The following is a 19,182-nucleotide window of genomic DNA, read 5'->3' as shown; positions in this document are numbered from 1 at the left end:
CTAAAAAAGTAGTATCTTTGCAGAAGATAAGCTGCATCTCGGCAAAAGATAAGCTGCATCTCGGCAAAAGATAAGTGAATCTCGGCAGAAGATGAGCTGCATCTCGGCAAAAGATAAGCTGCATCTCGGCAAAAGATAAAAGGAACAAACAAATAAAATCGGAAAAAACAATTATGAACAAACTAACAACATTGCTTTTATTGTCAGCATTTTCTTCATCGCTCTCGGCTCAACCAAAGTTAGAGAGGGTGGGGAGCGCTGCGCATATCGTGGCAAACAACAGACCCATGCTCATGATAGGAGGAGAGATGGGAAACTCGTCGGCTTCGACACTCGACGACGTGTCACGACACTTCACACATCTCGAACGCCTCGGACTGAACACCGTGCTCGCGCCAGTGTCGTGGGAACTCATCGAACCAGAGGAAGGCCGTTTCGACATGACCACGCTCGACCATCTCCTCAACGAAGCCCGACGTCACAACATGAAACTCGTGCTGCTATGGTTTGGCGCATGGAAAAACTCCATGAGCTGCTATGCTCCGGAATGGTTTAAACGCGACACAAAACGATTCCCGAGAGCCATGACACACGAAGGCAAACCCGTGGAAGAGGCCAGCTCGCTGAGCGACAACGTGCTTGAAGCCGACAAGAAGGCGTTCTGCAAGATAATGGAATACCTGCGCGACAACGACAAGGAAGAGACCGTAGTGATGGTACAGGTGGAAAACGAGATAGGCATGGTGAACGTGCCACGCGACTATGCTCCTGACGCCACCAAGCTCTACCGCTCGGCCGTCCCAAAGTCGCTGACCGACTATCTCGACAAACACAAGAAGACCCTTCACCCCTATATGGCGCAACGCTACCGCCACGACGGTGGACGGAAGACATGGAGCGAGGTGTTTGGCGACGACATCTATGGCGAAGAGATCTTCCAGACATGGACCTATGCCACTTACACACAGCAGATTGCCGCTGCCGGACGCGCTATTTACGATATACCGATGTATGTCAACGTGGCGCTGAACAGTCGCGGACGAAAGCCCGGCGAATATCCCTCGGGCGGACCATTGGCTCATCTCATCGACATCTGGCATGCTGCAGCGCCAGCCATCGACGTGCTCGGGGTGGACATCTACGACAAGGGATATAAGGACTGGGTGGCAAAATATCACTTGGCTAACAACCCGCTCTTCGTGCCCGAGATAAGACTCGAAGACAAGGACGCCATGTATGCGCTCTACGCCTTCGGACATCACGACGCCATGGGCTTCTGTCCGTTCAGCATCGAGGACTATCCGCTCTACTCCAATGCCAAGGGCGACGACTGGAAGAATATAGACCTGTCTAAGGACGACCAGCTCAACGCCTTCTCGGCAAAGACCGCCGACCTCTCGCCCCTCGCCGCCTGCTACCGTCTGTTGCGACAAGCCGAACCGCTCATCGTGGCACGACAGAATACCGCCGACATGGAGGGCGTGCTGCTGACCAACGAAGAGAGAGAACAAGACATAGTCACTCCCGACGGCATCCGCCTCACCGTGCGACACAGCTACTCGTTAGGATGGGAGCCGGGAGCCAAGGAAGAGGTGTGGCCCGAAGCGGCATGCATCATACTGAGACTCGGCAAGGCCGACTATCTCGTGATAGGTAGCGGAGTGGTGGTGACCTATACCGACGCTAAGTCCGGGAAGACATGGAAGAAAGGCGACCCATGCATCGGACTCGCACTGTGTGAGGCGGTGAACATCGAACGGGGAGCACTCAAACCCTTCAGACGCCTCAATGGCGACCAGACACACCAGGGCCGCCACGTGCGTATTCCCGCCGGTCTGTTTGAGATTCAACACTTCAAGTTGTATCGATACTAACTCAGCTTTCTGTAGTAATTGTATCGATACTAACTCAGTTTTCGGTAGTAATTGTATCGATACTAACTCAGCTTTCTGTAGTAATTCTATAGATACTAACTCAGTTTTCGGTAGTAATGGGAAGCATGAGAGCAGATTGGAAGAAAAAAACAAAAGGGCGACTCATCACGAGCCACCCTTAATTAACCATTAATATTTCTTATAAATTTACATGCATATGTAAATCTGCTGCAAAGGTAGGCGCTTTTTCAAGTTTTTCCAAGGAAATTAACATTTTTAACTCTCCAAACTTCCAAAACACGTCCTGCTTCAAGAAAAACTTCCCTTCAGTTTGGACGATTGACATATTTTGACTACCTTTGCAGCATGATTAAGAATCTGATATTCGATTTTGGAAAAGTGCTGGTGGATTACGACTTCGTGTCGTTTTTCTCGAAGTATATCCCCGACGCTGAGAGGTGTAAGGCTTTTACACCTGTGATATATAACGAAAGGCTTCAGCTCCTCCTCGACCGTGAGGAACGTCCGTTTGACGAAATCATGGAGGACATAGTGAACGAAAACAAGGAATACGAGAAGGAGATACGCTTCTTCATAGAGCGATATCCTGAACTGGTGACGAAGGAGATAGACGGCATGGGCGACCTGCTCAGGCGTCTGAAGGCTGAGGGCTACAAGCTCTATGGCCTGACCAACTGGTGCAGTAAGGTGCACATCACCATCAGCCAGTTTGACATCTTCACGCTGCTTGACGGATGGGTGATATCGTCGGAGGAGAAGGTGGTGAAGCCCGAGCCGGAGATCTACCAAAGGCTGTTTGACAGATATGGTCTCGAGCCGTCAGAATGTGTGTTTACCGACGACCGCGAGGAAAATATCGAAGGAGCGAGACGCATGGGCATGGACGGCATCGTCTTTGTCGATGCCAAGCAGTATGAGGAAGAGCTGAGACGACGTTTCTTATCTTAGGATCTGCTTCTGAAAACATAAAAGAACAAATATTTTGATATGACACAGGTATGGATAAGTGCCGCCGGACTGTGCGGTGCAACAGTGATAGGCAGTGTGATAGGATTCTTTATCAAGGAGTTGCCACACAAATGGAACGACATGATACTGGGTTATTGTGCCGGAATAATGCTTGCGGCATCAACCCTCGGACTGATAGTGCCCGCTTTCGAGATGGGAATGTCTGAGATGGGAATGAGCTGGTGGGTGATATCGTTGGGAATGATGGCGGGAGCGTTGTTTCTTAACGTGCTCGACTACGTCACGCCCCATCTGCACCATATCACTGGTCTCGGCGAGACGGAACATCACCATAATGCAAAGCTCAACAACGTGCTCCTCTTCGTGATGGCCATAGCCATACATAAGCTACCCGAAGGCATAGCGGCTGGAGTGAGCATGAGCGACTTCGACTCGGGCGGCTGGACCGTGAGCCTTGGCATTGCCCTGCAGAACGTGCCAGAGGGAATGGTCATCATCGCGCCTCTCATCATGGCCGGAGTGAAGCCGTTGCGCACCTTCGTCATCTCCATGGGCATAGGCTTGCTCGAGGTGGTGGGCGTGTGGATAGGCTTTGCCTTAGGTGCGGTGTCAGAGGTGCTGCTGCCCGTCATGCTCAGCTTTGCCGGTGGAGCCATGCTCTACGTGACCAGCGACGAGATGATCCCCGAGACGCATGCCCATGGCTACCAGAAGCAAGCTACTTACGCCTTGCTTTTAGGCTTCTTGACCTTGCTCCTGATAGAGAAATGTATTGAATAAATGGGGGACACCCGTTTTTTCTCCTTCTGTGCTGAAAGAGGTTGACGCAAGTCGTTATGCCTCAGAGCACTCCCTTAGTCTTGCTATATACTTGCCAAGGATGTCGAACTCGATGTTCACCTTCGTTCCCACTGTGATGTCGCGGAAGTTGGTGTGCTCGAAGGTATAGGGGATGATGGCCACCTGGAACGAGTCGAGCGTGGGGTTGCATACCGTCAGCGACACGCCGTTGACGGTGACGCTGCCCTTATCTACGGTGAAGTATCCCCTGCTTGCCATTGTCTTGTCGAAGTCGTATTTGAAAGTGAAATACTTGCTGCCATTGGCGTCGGTGACCTCCGTGCAAACGGCAGTCTGATCGACATGTCCTTGCACTATATGTCCGTCGAGCCTTCCGTTCATGATCATCGATCGCTCCACGTTCACCTTGTCGCCCGGCTTGAGCAGTCCGAGGTTGCTTCGGTCGAGGGTTTCCTTCATGGCGGTCACCACATATTCGTCGCCTTCAATCTTCACTACGGTGAGGCATACGCCGTTGTGGGCTACGCTTTGGTCTATCTTCAGCTCGCCTACAAACGAGCATGTGAGCGTGAGGTCGATATTGTCTCTGTCGTGCGTCACGGCTCTGACGGTTGCAAATTCTTCAATTATTCCAGAAAACATGATTGTCGTTGTCTATATATAAATAAGGTGTAAAAAAAAGAAGGACCGCATTCGAAGATGATGAAAACTCCTTATTGAATAAGGTTTGGACTCCTCCTTGCTTTTGTAATCCACCGGCCTGACGGCTATCTTTCGAATGTGGCCCGCCATTGGCAAAGGAAGTAAGTCCGGGTTTTCTGAATTATTTGATGAGTATCCTTATCTTTCAAACACGGTCCTATGTCTTTTTTCTAATGCAAAGTTACGCATATTATCTTAATCATGCAAGAAAAGCTTTATTTTTTAGCTTTTATTTGCATCTTCGTCTTCCACTACTATTATGTCGTCGGCATCTATGACGATCACGTCGTCGTCGGCGGCTCCCGTCTCTTGGGCAGCGCCGTCGCCGTCTGCAGCTGATGCGTTGCCGTCTGCAGCTGATGCGTCGCCGTCTGCAGCTGATGCATTGCCGTTGTCATTTCTGTCAGCAGTGTTGTGGCCATTGGCGTCTAATTCTTCAGCCAGTCGCTTCTGTTTCCACAGCAGGTAAGCCACGCCGCCCAGTACCACGAGGACGATGTAGATCCAGATGGCTGAGGTTGACAGGAGGAATGTAGGCGGGATGACGACGGTGATGACCCTCTCGTCGAATTTCTCGGGCGACTCGATGAGCGACGCCCTCACCCTGAACTTGTAAGTGCCCGTAGGTATGTTTTCGTAGGTGGCCATACGCTCCTTTGTAGCCGTCTGCCAGTGCGAGTCGTAGCCTTCGAGGAGGTACTGGTAGTGGACGCGGTGCTGCAGCTGGTAGTTGAGCGAGGCGAAGCGGAACGCGAACCGGCACGAGTGGTCGGGCATGCGCACCTCTTTCGAGTCGGGGACGTAGTGGCTGAACTTGTCGGATAAGCGTGGCGACTGCAGTTCGTCGTTGTAGTAGAAGTCGGTGAGTTGCAGTTTGAGGAATAAGCCTCCTGCGCCGGTGAGTTTCTTCTTATCTACGACGTAGTATCCCTTTTGCGTGCCGAAGATGATGTTTCCCCTTGCTGTGGTGATGGCGGCGCCTTCAGAGCAGATGCAGTCGTCAACGCCGTCTTGTATGGTGTATGTGCTGAGCACCTTCCGTTTCTTGTCGTAGGAGCAGAGCACGTGGTCGGTGGCAAACCATAGGTTGTCGTTTTTCTCGAACGTGATGCTCTTTATCTCTTCTGACGGTAATCCCTCTGCGCTGCCGAGGGTCTCGAAGTGGTAGTCTTCGTTGGCGTCGGTGTTCAGGCAGTGGCTTAGTCCGCCTCCGTTAGTGCCCACCCACATGGTGCCTTTGCTGTCGCATTTCAGCACAATGATGTCCTTGCTGTTGAGGTTGTATTCCACCTCTTCGTTGTCTTCCACGCGTTGGAAGTTGATGCGGTTGCCGTTTTTCCACATGATGATGATACCGTCGGTGGTGCCAGCCCACACGCGTCCCCGCTTGTCGAGTGCGAGGGTGCGCACCTTCTGGTATTCGTTGTTAGGGTAGTGGCGTATGGAGTTGTTGCAGTTGACGATCACCTCCCGTCCCTTAGCGTCTTTCGTGAGGATGTTGACACCGCCTCCGTAGGTGGCAATCCAGATGTTGCCTTGCTTGTCTTCCACGGTGCAATAGACGTTTTCGTTGTTGAGCCACATGGGGTGGTTAGCTATCGTGCGGTAGCGCTTGTACTGGTAGCCGTTGGCCGTAGGCGTCATGCGTATCAGTCCTGTTCCCTTGGTGCTGATCCAGTAGTTGCCCTTGCTGTCGCGGTCGATGCCATAGACGCGTCCGAAGTCGCCCGTTCCGCCCACGTCGTTGATATAATGGTGGTTGAATCCGTCGGTAATTTTCAGGCATCCCTTTTTGTTGCCCATGATGGTTATTTTGCGCTTTGCGTCGTGATACAATGCTCGGGTCTCGTTGATGCTCTGGTCGCCTCCGGTCTCGAAGAACGGGAAGTGGCGTATGGTCTTTTTCAGTATCTCGAGTTTGTCGAGTCCCTTTCGGCTTGTAGCCTCCCATATCACTCCCTCCTGCAGGGCGAGAAACGAGGTGAGGGTGTTAGACAGTTCCCAGGTGTTGAGTGGGTTGTTGTGGAAATACTCTATCTCGTCGGTCTCGCGGTTGTAGTAGCCGAAGCCTCCGTGGTTCATGTTCACCCAGATGCGTCCGCCTATCTCTGTCACCATGGCTGTGTGCTGGTCGTATTCTGGCACGGTGACCACCTGTTGGTAGTCTTTTATCAGTCCTGTCGTGGCGTCGAGTCGCGAGATGCCCTGCTTGTCGGTGGCAAACCACAGATGTCCGTTAGAGTCTTTGTATATGGTGCGCAGCGACACACCGGTGTCGAGCAGTATGTTTGGGTCTTCGCCGTAGGCACATTCCACCACCTTTCCCGACTCTGTTCCGGCATAGATGTTGTATCCGTTAGAGAACATGCAGGTGATGCTCTCGTTTTCCATTATGCCCACGTTGTCTATCTGTTCGTTGCTGGTGTTGAGCTGGTGTATGCCTTTGTTGGTGCCCACCCACATGTCGTCCTTATATCCCTCGACGATCGAGGTGACATTATATTTTTCGGTAGAGATGAGTCGTTTCGATATGCTGTCGCGGGTGCTGTGCATGCGGTAGATGCCCACGCCGTCCATGATGATGAGGATGTCGCCGTTGTGTGTGGCTGTGAGCTTGTGCGACGAGCGCAGCTCTTTGTATCCCGACACGTCTTTGAAGGGGTTGATGATGCGGTCGGTGGAGCGTTGCAGCACGAAGACGCGGTTGTCGTACATCCTCATCCATACGTTCTGCATACCGTCAATCTTCATGTCGAGGATGCGGTTGTGGAGTAGGGGTACGCGGCTTTGTCCGCCCGTCTTGTAATTGTAGAACGAGAACCCGTCGAAACGCGACAGGCCGTTCCATGTGGCCACCCAGATATATCCGTATCCGTCTTGCTGAATGACTGACACGGCATTTGAGCACAGTCCGTCGTCGGTGGAGTAGTGCGAGAGGGCTGCCCTTATCTGCTGGGCTTCGGCTGGCAGTGAGCTGGCGAGAGTCACGGCGAGCGCAAGTACTGTATTTTTGATTATGTATCGTAGGTATTGTTTCATAGGGGGATGTAGGATGTGTGTGTGTGATAGGAGTGAGAGGTGGGGGTGGGGTAGAGTGTGAAGAGGTTAGACGGGCGGGGTAGTGCAGCCCTGCCTGCTAACCTCTTCATTATTTGTTTAGCTTTAATAGCTTCTTGCTATGATCACCCTGCATTTAGCGGGCTTTCCGCTGACCATATCTACGCCCGGAGTCTGCTCGTAGGCGAAGGGGACGCAGCGTATGGTGGCCTGTGTCTCTTCCTTTATCTTGGCCTCGGTCTCGGCAGTGCCGTCCCAGTGGCAGAGGAAGAAGCCGCCGTCTTTGATCTTCTCCTTGAACTCCTCGTAGTTGTCGCACTCATACACTCGCTCGTCGCGGTATTTGCGTGCCTTCTCGAAGATGTTGTCCTGTATGGTGTCGAGGAGATTCTCCACGTAGTCGGCAATGCCTTCGAGGGCGACGGTCTCTTTCTCGAGTGTGTCGCGACGCATCACCTCGATGGTGCCGTTCTCCAGGTCGCGTGCTCCCAAGACGAGGCGCACTGGCACGCCCTTGAGCTCGTAGTCGGCAAACTTGAATCCCGGACGCTTGTTCTCGGCGTTGTCGTACTTCACGCTGATGCCCTTCTGCTTCAGTGCATCTACTATGGGCTGCACCTTTGCGTCGATGGCCTGCAGCTGCTCGCCGCCCTTCGAGATAGGAATGATCACCACCTGGATAGGAGCCAGACGTGGAGGAAGCACGAGTCCGTTGTCGTCAGAGTGGGTCATGATGAGGGCGCCGATGAGTCGTGTTGACACGCCCCACGAGGTGGCCCATACATACTCGGGCTTGTTCTCCTTGTTGAGATAAGTCACGTCGAAGGCCTTGGCGAAGTTCTGTCCGAGGAAGTGGCTTGTGCCGCTCTGCAGCGCCTTGCCGTCCTGCATCATCGCCTCGATGGTGTATGTGTCGAGGGCACCGGCAAAACGCTCGGTCTCGCTCTTCACGCCCTGTAGCACTGGCACTGCCATCCATTTCTCGGCAAAGTCGGCATAGACGTGCAGCATCTTCTGTGCCTCGGCCTCGGCCTCCTCGCGTGTGGCGTGGGCAGTGTGTCCCTCCTGCCAGAGGAACTCGCTTGTGCGCAGGAAAGGGCGGGTGCGCATCTCCCAGCGCATGACGTTACACCACTGGTTGCACATCAGTGGCAGGTCGCGCCACGACTGTATCCAGTTCTTGTAGGTGTTCCATATTATGGTCTCAGAAGTGGGTCGTATGATGAGCTCTTCCTCGAGCTTTGCGTTGGGGTCAACCTCCACACCACTCTTGTCTTCCTTAGCCTTGAGCCTGTAGTGTGTCACCACGGCACACTCCTTGGCAAAGCCCTCCACGTGTTCTGCCTCCCTCGACAGGAACGACTTCGGGATGAGCATGGGGAAATAAGCGTTCTGCACACCAGTCTCCTTAAACATTGCGTCGAGCTGACGTTGCATCTTCTCCCAGATAGCGTAGCCGTATGGCTTTATCACCATGCAGCCTCTGACGGCAGACTGTTCTGCCAGGTCGGCCTTCACCACGAGGTCATTATACCACTGACTGTAGTTGTCGGCCCTCTTTGTCAAATCCTTTAATTCTTTAGCCATTTTTTGTTTTGCTGTTAAATGTATATTTCTATGGTGCAAAGGTACAAAAAAAATATTTAATCGAGCGTGTTTATCGACAATTATTTCTCTTTTGTGCGTTTATAATTCAAAAAAACAAAAAAAGATGGGGCTTTTTTTTCGCCAAATCAGATTTTCTTACTAACTTTGCACCCCGAAATCAGTTGTATCTTTATACAAATGCGAAAAAATCATTAACAAATTAAATTTATAGTAGTAAACATGAAAAAAATCAAGACATTCTCGTTCGCTCTTTGCCTCGGAATCATCATGGCAGGATGTAACAACACTCAGAAAGGTGCTCTCATCGGTACCGGTGGCGGAGCTCTGCTCGGCGCAATAGTAGGCAAGATCGCCGGCAACACTGCCGTCGGAGCTGCTGTGGGCGGTGCTGTAGGCGCTGGCGCTGGCGCACTCATCGGCAAGAAGATGGACAAGGCTAAGGCTGAGGCTGAGGCTGTGAAAAACGCACAGGTGGAGTCTGTTACCGACGCTAACGGCCTCCAGGCAGTGAAGGTCACCTTCGACTCTGGTATCCTCTTCACCACCGGCTCGTCAACTCTCGCCGCTTCTGCCAAGAACTCGCTCCAGCAGTTCTCTCAGGTGCTGAAGAACAACGCCGCCTGCGACGTGGCCATCCAGGGCTATACCGACAATGCCGGCTGGAAGAACTCTACACCAGCTCAGAGCGTAGAGAAGAACAAAGCCCTCTCGCTCGACCGTGCAGTGTCTGTATCTACATACCTGAAGAACCTCGGCGTTTCATCATCACAGATCAAGAGCGTGGATGGTTTTGGCGAGGAGAACCCCGTAGCCGACAACTCTACTGCTGCCGGCAAGGCACAGAACCGTCGCGTGGAGATCTACATGTACGCCAGCGAGGACATGATCAAGGCTGCAGAAAACGGAACTCTCAACTAATACTCCAACATTTTTTCTGTTAGCAATGATAGTGACTAAATTCCTTCTGGGAAGAGTAAAGTCTATAATACAATGGGTGGTGGTAGCCTTCTTCGGCTCCACCATTCTTGCTGTTGTGGCGCTACGTTTCGTGCCCGTGTATTTCACTCCGCTGATGTTCATACGTCTGGCACAGCAGGCGGGCGACGGCAAGCAACTCAAGATGCACCACCACTGGGTGCCGCTCGAACAGATCTCCCCATCGCTCCCCGTGGCTGTCATGGCAAGCGAGGACCAGCGCTTCATGGATCATCACGGCTTCGACTTCAAGGCCATCGAGTATGCCGCCAAGCGCAACAAACAGAAAGACAAACCCCGTCTCGGTGCCAGCACCATCTCACAGCAGACCGCCAAGAACGTCTTCCTCTGGCCAGGACGCACGTGGGTGAGAAAAGGCCTTGAGGCGTATTTCACCAGTCTCATCGAACTGATGTGGAGCAAGCAGAGAATCATGGAGGTCTATCTCAACTCGATAGAGATGGGCGACGGCATCTATGGAGCTGACGCCGTGGCAGAATACCACTTCGACTGCGAGGCCAAAGACCTCACGCGAGCCCAGTGCGCCCTGATAGCCGCCACACTGCCCAATCCGCGCAAGTTCAACTCTGCAGCACCATCGGCCTATATGCTTAAACGGCAGACACGCATCATGCGCGAGATGCGACACATACCCGTATTCCCGAAGGAAGGGGAGGACAAACCGTCTAAAGGCAAATAAGCGTCAAAATAGGCAAAATAGACCGGAGAATAGGCGCGGTTAAGAAAAATTAACGTGCAGTGTCTTGCATCGTTCGCTCATTTTTCATAACTTTGCAGCCCAAACATACGTTACCATGGGGTTGACTGGATTTGACAGCGGGCAGAAATGGTACGTAAGCATGCGGAGTCTCGTCGGCTAACTCCATAATCATAGTGGACAAGAATTTAATTGGCGAAAACAACTACGCTCTCGCTGCCTAATCGAAGTACAGTAGATTACTGGCTTTATCCCGTCACAAGGTGACAGGACGAGACATCGCTCAGCTGGATGTTGTTCCGAATCAGGCTGGTCAAGCGGTGCAGGAAAATCGGAAATAGTCTGCCGTAGCCTCGTGCGGCTGATGAAATCTTAGAGGATAAGGCGACGATTGGTGGTCCAGGTCTTGTCGGCGCTCGAAAACCAAAGGCTGGAATAAGCATGTAGAAAGCGTATGGTTTCCCTGTTTGGACGAGGGTTCGACTCCCTCCAGCTCCACAATTATTTTAAATAACTCACTGATTTCCAGTGGGTTATTTTTTTTTGTTTTAAGGGCATCGCTCCCCCAAATCCCTCGGTGTTTTCTGGTATTAGATTATTTATTCTCATCTACAAAAAAATTGCAGTTCTATGTTGAACTTACGCCATACAACCCATAATAACAGGTTGTATGGCATTATTAATAATATAAGTATTAATTACTTATACCAATCCTTGTACTGTTTACCTTTGTTTTCTACCCATGACTTGTACTTTGGATATACTTCGTCTTCGTCGATAGCTCTTGTCTCATTGGCAGCGTCAAACAACTTCGTCATGTCGCTCTCTGTGGCACCATCGAGGAAGATTCCGAATGGATAGTTTCCGCTGCGCACATAGTAGATGTTCTTGTCGGGCTGCGAAGCATCATCCTCTGTACCGAAGAATGACCTTTCTGCCACTTTTGTAGGAGCTTCCTGAGCGATGTGTATCTCAAGTCGCTTGCCATCCACGTCACGATAGATGAACGGTTTGATTTTCACCTTCTTATCCTTAAGCGCACCAAGAGCCTCGTCGTGCTTCACGTTGAACATATACTCAGTGCCAATATTGCTCTTTGCGTTGTCGGTCAGATAGATGATGTTGTTCCTTGTGTCACGCTCGAAGTTGGCAGCTGTGAACTCTGTTTTACCTGGTTTCTTTACGAAGAACTCAATCTGGTCGGTGGCTTGCAATCCCTCAACCTTCACTGCCACTCCGCTCTTGAGTTTCTCAGCCTTGGCGGCATTGGTGTAGGTCTTGAAGGTGTAACCCTCTTCATAGATGGCATTGTTGGTAGTGGAATATACCTTTGTGTATGTTGCATTGAAGATGACATCGTTCAAATCGTAGTCACCCTTCGAAGGCCACTGGTCCTCGAAGATATAGAAACCAACGTTCTCTGTTGTTTTTCTGAATTCGTACTTAGGATCAGGAGTCTCTCCAGGGGCATCCACTGGGTTGGTCTGGAATGTCATCACGAGGTCGCTGTAATTGTGGTCGTAGTTGTTGTCATCCTCGAATGACACAAGCACCTGTCCGTCGATGTTATACACAGCACTCATTGGCTTGCTGTATGCCTTGCCGTTAATATCCTTGCTCATGTCGGCAGATGTGGCGGAACGCTGCTTTCTGTCGTGTGTCCAATTGCCAAATCTTTTCGACCATGCATTTGCAGCAAGAACGAATCCTATGCGATAGTTTGCGGGGAATATGTCTGTAGCACCGCTTTTGTCACCGTTGTTGGCGATATTGGGATAGTACTTCAGTTTTACGCAGTCACCATTGCTCACACCGGCAGAAGAAGCCGAGCCGGCGTATGTTCCATTCTGAGTGTTTGGGAAGAGAAGGATAACATTTGCCTCGTCCAACGATGCGGGCTTCTGTCCTTCTGGATAATAGTAGTAACCCATACTGCTGTTCCAACATGTGTTTCCGCCAATGATTGTCACAGCAACTTCAGCTGGTTTGGTGATGGTGATATCTGCCTGCTTTATATAATCCTCAGGGAACGAAGACCTGTCAACAGGGAATACAGCGAGGTGGGTCTTCAAATAATTATCCAGTTTGTCCTGAGGGATAAGTGGAAGATTTTTCTCCCCCTTGAATAATTCACTGAGGCGTCCGTTTGCGTCATAATCCACGTCGCTGTCATACCAACGCTTTTCCGAGGCATAGCTACTGAGATTATTAGGTATCTCGTTTGTAGGGCAAACCATATAGCTCTTTTCGCCTCCAGTTGCCCCCCTTGTCAGAGCGCGGGTGGAATACTCCTTGTTGTCAACGAATGTGGCGGTGTTGCCCTCCATGGTTGTCTCAAGTATAGGGGTGGCGATGAAATACGGTGTGTAGGCATAGAGCTTAGACACGTATGAGGGCAGAGAGATATTTGACTTAAACTGTCCGTTCTCGTCGGTGAATCCCGAATAGATAGGCAATATGCCCTCTTTCTTATAGTATTTACCGTTGTCAGCCCATTCTCCTGGCTCTTCGTCAAAAAGTTCAAAGTAGATGTTGGTCTTCACGCCTGTATTGTACGACAAGTTGACGTAAGACTGTGAGTTCTCTGTTGAGAAGTTGAATGTGTTGTACTCCTTCTCAACCACCTCCGGCTTTTCTGGTTCCGGAGCAATGTAGTCGCCTAAGTTGGATGAACATCCAGCAAGCAGGATAGCGACTGATGCGATGGTTAAATGTTGGAAACGCATAATTACTAATATTTTTATTGGTTCAACCTAATACGTTATTTTTTTTCGCTGCAAATTTACTTCATTTTCATTTATGTAGCAACAAAGAGTATTAAAACAAACTGAATATTCTGCACAATCGTTTGCACAACTAGTGTTTTAAACAGCCTGTTACAGCTCCCATGTTTTCGGATGCAAAATTAGGCAATAATTTCATAAGTTGTATAATTATTGCCTAATTTTTATTTTTTTTTTGCATTTCATTCTTCATTCTTCCGAAAGCCATTGGATAAACAAACTTTCATATAACAATGACTTAACTGCGCACGGAGGACTACCGAGGGAGAGCGCAACCCCCAAATTAAAGGCTATGACCTGCTGCATCTCGACAAGGTGGAAAAGAAATAATGACTCTAGAAGAACAGAATCATGGGGACAGGTACATTGACCCGAGAGTGAACTGATCTGTGATTACCACAATGGCAGCAGTGAGCGATGGTATTCCGTCCAGCACCTGTGTCACTTCCATGGCAATGGGAAGTGGTGACCGACTTGCTTGCGAGTGACTTAACTCTACGGAGAGAAGAAAGTGTAGTATAAGATAATACTCAAAATAATTATTTATCTTATCATAAACTGCATATTATTTCCCAAAAACATTTGGCGGTTTGGAAAAGAAATCGTAACTTTGCAGCGCAAAATGTGTAATTTATTAAAGAAATATATTATGGAAGCGACAGTATTCAATCCGGTACAACAACATTTATTGAGGATGTTCGCATACGATGGGGATGAAAACAGACTTGCAGAAATAAAAACTGTATTGGCTGACTATCTGTCTAATAAAATAGACACGAAAATGGATAGCCTTTGGGATGCAGGCATCCTCGATCAAAATAAGTTGGACGAAATACGAGGCAAAGATTTACGCACATATCTAAGATAACAGTATGAGTAAAATCGTATTGGACACAAATTGCCTCGTTCAGTGTATTCCTTCAAGAAGCAAATTAAATCTAATGTCGGCAAAGTATAAATATTTTAATCTTTGCTGACTGTTTGTCATGCTTTGTTGGTTCTGTATTTATCTGTGCAAGATTTTACTATTTCTTGTAATTAAGGAATAAAAGATTTAGACATTTTGCATTAAAACGTATTGATTACTTCTATAACTGTAGGAGTGAGAAGGGCGGTAAGGATGCCATTGAGGGTAAGACCAAGACTGGCGTATGCACCCACAAACTGGTCGCGGTCCATGGCGGCAGATGTTCCGAGAGCATGTGAGGCGGCTCCCATGGACAGACCGCGAGCCATGGGATTATGGACATGACCTACAGAAAGCGTCTTGAAACCAATGATGGCACCAATGAGACCTGTTATCACCACAATGGCAGCAGTGAGCGATGGTATTCCGCCCAGCACCTGTGTCACTTCCATGGCAATGGGAGTGGTGACCGACTTGCTTGCGAGCGACATGATAACAGAGTCGCTTGCACCGAGCACCTTGGCTATTATCACCACACTCACTATACCCGCGATACATCCCATCATCTGCGAAGCCAATATAGGCAAGAACTGGCGTTTGATAGATGAGAGCTGAAGATAGAGAGGCACCCCAAGGGCTACAACTGCGGGCTTAAGCCAGAACTCTATCAACTTCGCTCCGTCATGATAAGTCTCGTAGGGTATGTCCATCACAAGAAGAAAGGCTATAATGATAGCTATAGCTACAAGTATGGGATTGAAAAGCACCCAACCAAGACGTCGTTGTATGGTCTTGGCTGCATAAAACACGCCGAAGGTAAGGGCGAGCATAAAATATTCGTTGCTGATAATCTCTTTCATAATGTCATTTATGTTTCTTTATTTGTATTTTCTCACGCACTTTGTTTTCTCCCTTGCTCACTGCTTGATGAGTCTGACCAGTGATAAGCAGTACGATGATGGTGCTCAAAAGTGTTGCCAAGGCGATAGGAACTATTTCAGCCTTTATCAAGTCGAAATAGAGCATTAGTGCCACTCCTGGCGGCACGAAGAAAAAGCCGAGATTGGCTATGAGAAAATCCGTTAGGCCACGCACCCATTCCAGTTTGATGACCTTCAGTTTCAACAAAAGCGTAAGTATCAGCATGCCGACGATACTCGCCGGCAGCTTCACCCCCGTCAACCTTACTATCAGTTCGCCCAAAGCCAGGCAACCGAATAGAATAAAACATTGTCTTACCATATAATCCTGAAAACTGTGTCTATATTGATGAGTGCAAAGGTATAGAATCTTTCGCAAACAATACAATATTCAAGTTTGAATTATCTCAACAGTGCCCATTTCTTGATTTGTGCAAAGAAAAAGTTGCCAGTTAACCGTTAACAAGTTAACCTTTTATGTCCCATCTCCTTCCAGTACTCGCCGTAGTCCTTAAATCCCGCGGGCAACTGGTGCCTCACTAAACTGGGGAAGACGGCCTTTAGGTCGAGATAGAGACATTCGCCGGGACGGTCGCAGTCGGGACAGATATGACAGTTGGTATGAAACGACCTAAACCGTCTCAGCAGAGCCACGTCGTCCTGTTTCAGCATCGTCGCGCTCGGTATGGCTATAGCCTTATGTCCAGCCGAGAGCATGGCGAGACAGTCTGTCGTCCCCTCGGTAATGAATATCGGTTCGTTGTCTTCCAGATCCCTCAGCACCTGCAGGTTAAAAATCCCGCAGCGGCTTCCCCTCGGAAACAGAAACCTCGGTTTGCCCTTCTCCCCTCCCAAATACCTCGCCTGCACACTCAGCAGGTTGCCGTCGATGTCGGTGTAAGGTATGAGCAGCGAGGGAGCGATAAACCATCCCCCGTTCACGTTTCGGCTCATGGGCACAGGACTGCTGATACTGCTTATCCCCACCCTTTCCACCACCTCGCGGCTTATCTTTCTCTCGTCGAAGAGAAAGCGTCGTGCGTCGTCGTTGAGCACCTTTTTCTCCATCAACCTGTTCAGATGCACCACGTCGGTCGTCACCATGCTGTCGGTCGCCTGCGCCCTCTGCCGGTGTTGTTGGGCTATTATCACGTTGTTCTCGTCGGCAAGCCATCGGCAGGCGTCAACAAACGACTTGTTCAGACACCCCATCACGAGGTCGATGGGTCCTCCGCCCTTAGCCCCACACACGAAACAATGGTATGAATTTCGCGCCTTGTTGAGCGTCAGCGACGGATGTTTGTCGTCGTGAAACGGGCATCTGCACTTGCCCCTTCCTGGATTAAGACCGAGACGCTCCGCCACGTCCCGTATTGGAATGTCGCGGAGCCTTTGAATGTCACATTGTGGAATCATCTTTTTCATTCTTTTTATATACGTCTTTACTCACTTTCATTATCCATCCCTTGGCCTTCCACTTCGAGAGGAACACCTTGGCAGAAGTCGTCAGTTCGTTACGTGTAAGGAGTTCTTTGAGCTGGTCGGTAGTGAAGGTGCCTGACAGCTGGTCGAACACCGGCAGCCTCACATTGCTGTCGCCAGCCACTCGGTTTTGCATCAGGTCGTTATATTTCTTTCCCCATTTCCCCAGCATCTGGTCGAGTATATACTGTGCGGCGAAGAGATAGATGCGTTTCACGCGTCGTTTCAATCCGTTAGGCAGCTCCTTCGTCCCGCACTCCAGTCCGTAGAGGTAGGCGCATAGTGTGGCAATGCGGAAGGCCGACACCGACGAGCGTTTGTAGAACGTGTTATGAGCCCTGCTGCCCGAGCGCAGCACCAGCTTGTTTTGGTCTCTACACCAGTCCGTCACGGTCTTGTCCAGCCAGCTCATGTCGATAAACATCTCAGGCATCACCTGGTCATTCCCCTCTCCATACACGTCCTTGTCCATCAAGTCAAGTATGCGGTTGATCACCTCCCTCTGCTTGTCGGTGAGGATCTTGAAGACGGGAGCTTCCTCGCCGAGGTTGTCGTTCAGAGGCACGAGTATGGTGCGTGTCACGCCACCCCCCTCTACAAAGTCCTTGTCGGCATACTTGTCCAAGGCGTTGGGTGTAGAGAGGTAAAGCGAGCACTGCAGTATATCCACCGTGGCCGAGTACGAGTTGTCTGAGAGGTAGTCCACACCATATTCGCCATGCAGGTCGTAGCTTGTGCGAGCTATCGACTTGATGTTCGAGAACGCCCTTTTGTTGCTCTCCACGGCCGTGCTCAGCTCGTCGGTAAACGTCCACAACGTCATCGGAGTTCCGTAGTATCGCATCGGCGCGTCGGCACGTTTTATTAGCTGCGCTATCGATATCGACACGGGGCAGGTCCTTATCACCGTATGAGGTGGTTCGGGCAGTTTTTCGTTTTTCGGTGCCGTCATCTTCATCTCGCGGTAAGCCTGTTCCTGGCGTCTCTGCTGGTCGTCGCGTTCCTTCATCCTCGTCATTATTATTCTCTCCACATTGTTTCGTGCAAACGACTTTCCCGAGCTCTGTTCGCCCATTATCACCGTCTGCAGCAGCAGTGCGTGCTCGTTCATGCCGTCGAAGATGTAATACACCCTCACCCTTGTTGCGAGACAAGCCAAGCATGTGGCAGCAGCGAAAAACGTAGGTTGCTTAAACGCCTCCGGAGCTATCTGTATCAGCTCGCGTATCACGGGAGGCAGGTCTGAGTCCCTTGGCAGCGGGTACAACGGTCTCTTCACCGTCTCTTCCTCTTCCGTGTCCTCTGGCTCTGACAGCCCGTCGTTAGCCGTCGCCTTGTCGGCGTCATTTCCTTGTTCAGTCTCCTGAGAGGCAAGGCCTTGCGCCCCCGCCTCTTCAGAAAACAATATTGGCATTTCGTTTTGTGTCATCTCCTTACTGTTTTTTGTATGGTTCATAATCCGTCTGTCTTTACATTATTATTACATTGTCGTCGTCCCTATTCAGAAGATGGAGCCCTCGGTTAGTTTCACAATGTCCTGCACCATGCAGTCCATGTATGTCTGCCCATTATAGTCACGCGCCGTGAACCTTAACACTGCATACACCAGGTCATTCTGCGCAAGCTTCATCTGTGCGAGATTTCCGAGGAGCGTAGCCACGAAGCAGTTCTCATACTTTCCACCCATCTCCTGCATCACTAACTGGCATTTCTGCGTCTGTGTGCCGTCCTGTCGCTGTATGTTTACCACAGCGCTCTGGTTTACTACTCTAAAAATATTCTTCATATTCGAAATGTGTTTTTTAAAAATGTTACTTTATCGTCAAGAAAATTCTTTTTTCATTCTCTATTAGTCTCATTAGTTTCTCAAGGGTGAGCCTGCTCAGCAGCACCTTTCCTTTTATCAGGTTTTGTCCCACGAGAATACATCCTTCGGTATCGTTGGCCGTGTTCCCCGAGTGAATCCTAATACCCTCAAATCCAGGCACTCCAACGAGCAGAGGCAGATACTTGCCAAACTTCTTCGACTTTGTCACCACCACGGGATAAGTGCCCTCAGGCACGGCCGATTTTCGCGGCACCTTCAGTTCACCACCCTTGAAGTCACGCCATGTGGGTTCCAGCGTGTCGCATATCTTTACCCCATTCTCGTCCTCCAGTCTGCCGATAGTGTAATCAGCTCGTTTCGCTATTCTTGTCAACGTGAGTGTTTTCATATCATTCTATTTTTTTTATATTACCTCAAATCCGCAACCTATAGGGTTTAGTGGGATTTTGCTTGCAAAGCGACAAAATTCATTTTATTGTACATATTTCTTGCACAACAGAAATGTCGCAGACACAAAATCCCCTTACCCCATAAAGC

Annotated in this window: 17 protein-coding genes and 1 other RNA gene; 7 read left to right on the top strand and 11 right to left on the bottom strand. The window is 50.0% G+C overall.

Annotation, left to right across the window (positions count from 1 at the left end; genetic code table 11):
• Window positions 1-173: 173 nt before the first annotated feature.
• The 3 genes from CIK99_RS07630 (at window position 174) to CIK99_RS07620 (ending at window position 3,644) form a co-directional block, all read left to right on the top strand.
• The gene (locus CIK99_RS07630) at window positions 174-1,874 is read left to right on the top strand and encodes a DUF5597 domain-containing protein (protein WP_094380940.1); all 1,701 of its coding nucleotides are present in this window, start codon (window positions 174-176) and stop codon (window positions 1,872-1,874) included.
• 366 nt (window positions 1,875-2,240) lie between these two features.
• A complete protein-coding gene (locus CIK99_RS07625; RefSeq protein WP_094380939.1) occupies window positions 2,241-2,843 on the top strand; it encodes an HAD family phosphatase in 603 nt (200 codons plus the stop codon).
• 39 nt (window positions 2,844-2,882) lie between these two features.
• Complete coding sequence (locus tag CIK99_RS07620) at window positions 2,883-3,644, top strand: ZIP family metal transporter (protein WP_094380938.1); 762 nt, start codon at window positions 2,883-2,885, stop codon at window positions 3,642-3,644.
• Window positions 3,645-3,698: 54 nt separating this feature from the next.
• Here CIK99_RS07620 and CIK99_RS07615 read toward each other — a convergent pair whose 3' ends face one another.
• From CIK99_RS07615 to proS, 3 genes are all read right to left on the bottom strand, one after another.
• Complete coding sequence (locus CIK99_RS07615; RefSeq protein WP_094380937.1) at window positions 3,699-4,307, bottom strand: riboflavin synthase; 609 nt, start codon at window positions 4,305-4,307, stop codon at window positions 3,699-3,701.
• A gap of 282 nt (window positions 4,308-4,589) precedes the next feature.
• Window positions 4,590-7,406 carry a two-component regulator propeller domain-containing protein gene (locus CIK99_RS07610; protein ID WP_094380936.1) on the bottom strand — a complete coding sequence of 939 codons (2,817 nt, stop codon included), beginning with the start codon at window positions 7,404-7,406 and terminating at the stop codon, window positions 4,590-4,592.
• A gap of 123 nt (window positions 7,407-7,529) precedes the next feature.
• The gene (proS, locus tag CIK99_RS07605) at window positions 7,530-9,011 is read right to left on the bottom strand and encodes a proline--tRNA ligase (RefSeq protein ID WP_094380935.1); all 1,482 of its coding nucleotides are present in this window, start codon (window positions 9,009-9,011) and stop codon (window positions 7,530-7,532) included.
• A 240-nt stretch (window positions 9,012-9,251) separates the two neighbouring features.
• Between proS and CIK99_RS07600 the strand changes: the two genes are divergently transcribed.
• The 3 genes from CIK99_RS07600 (at window position 9,252) to ssrA (ending at window position 11,226) form a co-directional block, all read left to right on the top strand.
• A complete protein-coding gene (locus CIK99_RS07600) occupies window positions 9,252-9,950 on the top strand; it encodes an OmpA family protein (RefSeq protein ID WP_094380934.1) in 699 nt (232 codons plus the stop codon).
• 25 nt (window positions 9,951-9,975) lie between these two features.
• Entirely contained in the window at window positions 9,976-10,707 is a 732-nt protein-coding gene (gene mtgA, locus CIK99_RS07595; RefSeq protein WP_094380933.1) for a monofunctional biosynthetic peptidoglycan transglycosylase, read from the top strand.
• A 117-nt stretch (window positions 10,708-10,824) separates the two neighbouring features.
• Window positions 10,825-11,226: a transfer-messenger RNA gene (gene ssrA, locus CIK99_RS07590) on the top strand.
• Window positions 11,227-11,423: 197 nt separating this feature from the next.
• Here ssrA and CIK99_RS07585 read toward each other — a convergent pair.
• Together CIK99_RS07585 and CIK99_RS16050 are read right to left on the bottom strand one after the other, a co-directional pair.
• On the bottom strand, window positions 11,424-13,451 hold the full coding sequence (locus CIK99_RS07585) for an LruC domain-containing protein (protein WP_094380932.1): 2,028 nt from the start codon (window positions 13,449-13,451) through the stop codon (window positions 11,424-11,426).
• A 406-nt stretch (window positions 13,452-13,857) separates the two neighbouring features.
• Window positions 13,858-14,028 (bottom strand): LrgB family protein, encoded by a 171-nt coding sequence (locus CIK99_RS16050; protein WP_371591000.1) that lies wholly within the window; start codon window positions 14,026-14,028, stop codon window positions 13,858-13,860.
• Window positions 14,029-14,157: 129 nt separating this feature from the next.
• Between CIK99_RS16050 and CIK99_RS07580 the strand changes: the two genes are divergently transcribed.
• Entirely contained in the window at window positions 14,158-14,376 is a 219-nt protein-coding gene (locus tag CIK99_RS07580) for a hypothetical protein (protein ID WP_094380961.1), read from the top strand.
• Between the two features lie 200 nt (window positions 14,377-14,576).
• On the opposite strand, the gene CIK99_RS07575 is transcribed toward CIK99_RS07580, so the two are convergent.
• From CIK99_RS07575 to CIK99_RS07550, 6 genes are all read right to left on the bottom strand, one after another.
• Window positions 14,577-15,275 carry an LrgB family protein gene (locus tag CIK99_RS07575; protein ID WP_094380931.1) on the bottom strand — a complete coding sequence of 233 codons (699 nt, stop codon included), beginning with the start codon at window positions 15,273-15,275 and terminating at the stop codon, window positions 14,577-14,579.
• 4 nt (window positions 15,276-15,279) lie between these two features.
• Window positions 15,280-15,657 (bottom strand): CidA/LrgA family protein, encoded by a 378-nt coding sequence (locus CIK99_RS07570; protein WP_094380930.1) that lies wholly within the window; start codon window positions 15,655-15,657, stop codon window positions 15,280-15,282.
• A gap of 137 nt (window positions 15,658-15,794) precedes the next feature.
• Window positions 15,795-16,760: a CHC2 zinc finger domain-containing protein gene (locus CIK99_RS07565; protein WP_094380929.1), complete on the bottom strand. Its 966-nt coding sequence runs from the start codon at window positions 16,758-16,760 to the stop codon at window positions 15,795-15,797.
• The gene (locus CIK99_RS07560; protein WP_094380928.1) at window positions 16,735-18,273 is read right to left on the bottom strand and encodes a hypothetical protein; all 1,539 of its coding nucleotides are present in this window, start codon (window positions 18,271-18,273) and stop codon (window positions 16,735-16,737) included. The genes CIK99_RS07565 and CIK99_RS07560 overlap by 26 nt, the downstream gene beginning before the upstream one ends.
• Before the next feature lie 45 nt (window positions 18,274-18,318).
• Entirely contained in the window at window positions 18,319-18,603 is a 285-nt protein-coding gene (locus tag CIK99_RS07555) for a hypothetical protein (protein ID WP_094380927.1), read from the bottom strand.
• 25 nt (window positions 18,604-18,628) lie between these two features.
• Complete coding sequence (locus CIK99_RS07550) at window positions 18,629-19,033, bottom strand: DUF5675 family protein (protein WP_094380926.1); 405 nt, start codon at window positions 19,031-19,033, stop codon at window positions 18,629-18,631.
• Window positions 19,034-19,182 lie beyond the last annotated feature (149 nt).

This window comes from Prevotella sp. P5-92 (assembly GCF_002251245.1).
Classification (GTDB): Bacteria; Bacteroidota; Bacteroidia; order Bacteroidales; family Bacteroidaceae; genus Prevotella.
This window is presented reverse-complemented; position numbering and strand designations above follow the sequence as displayed.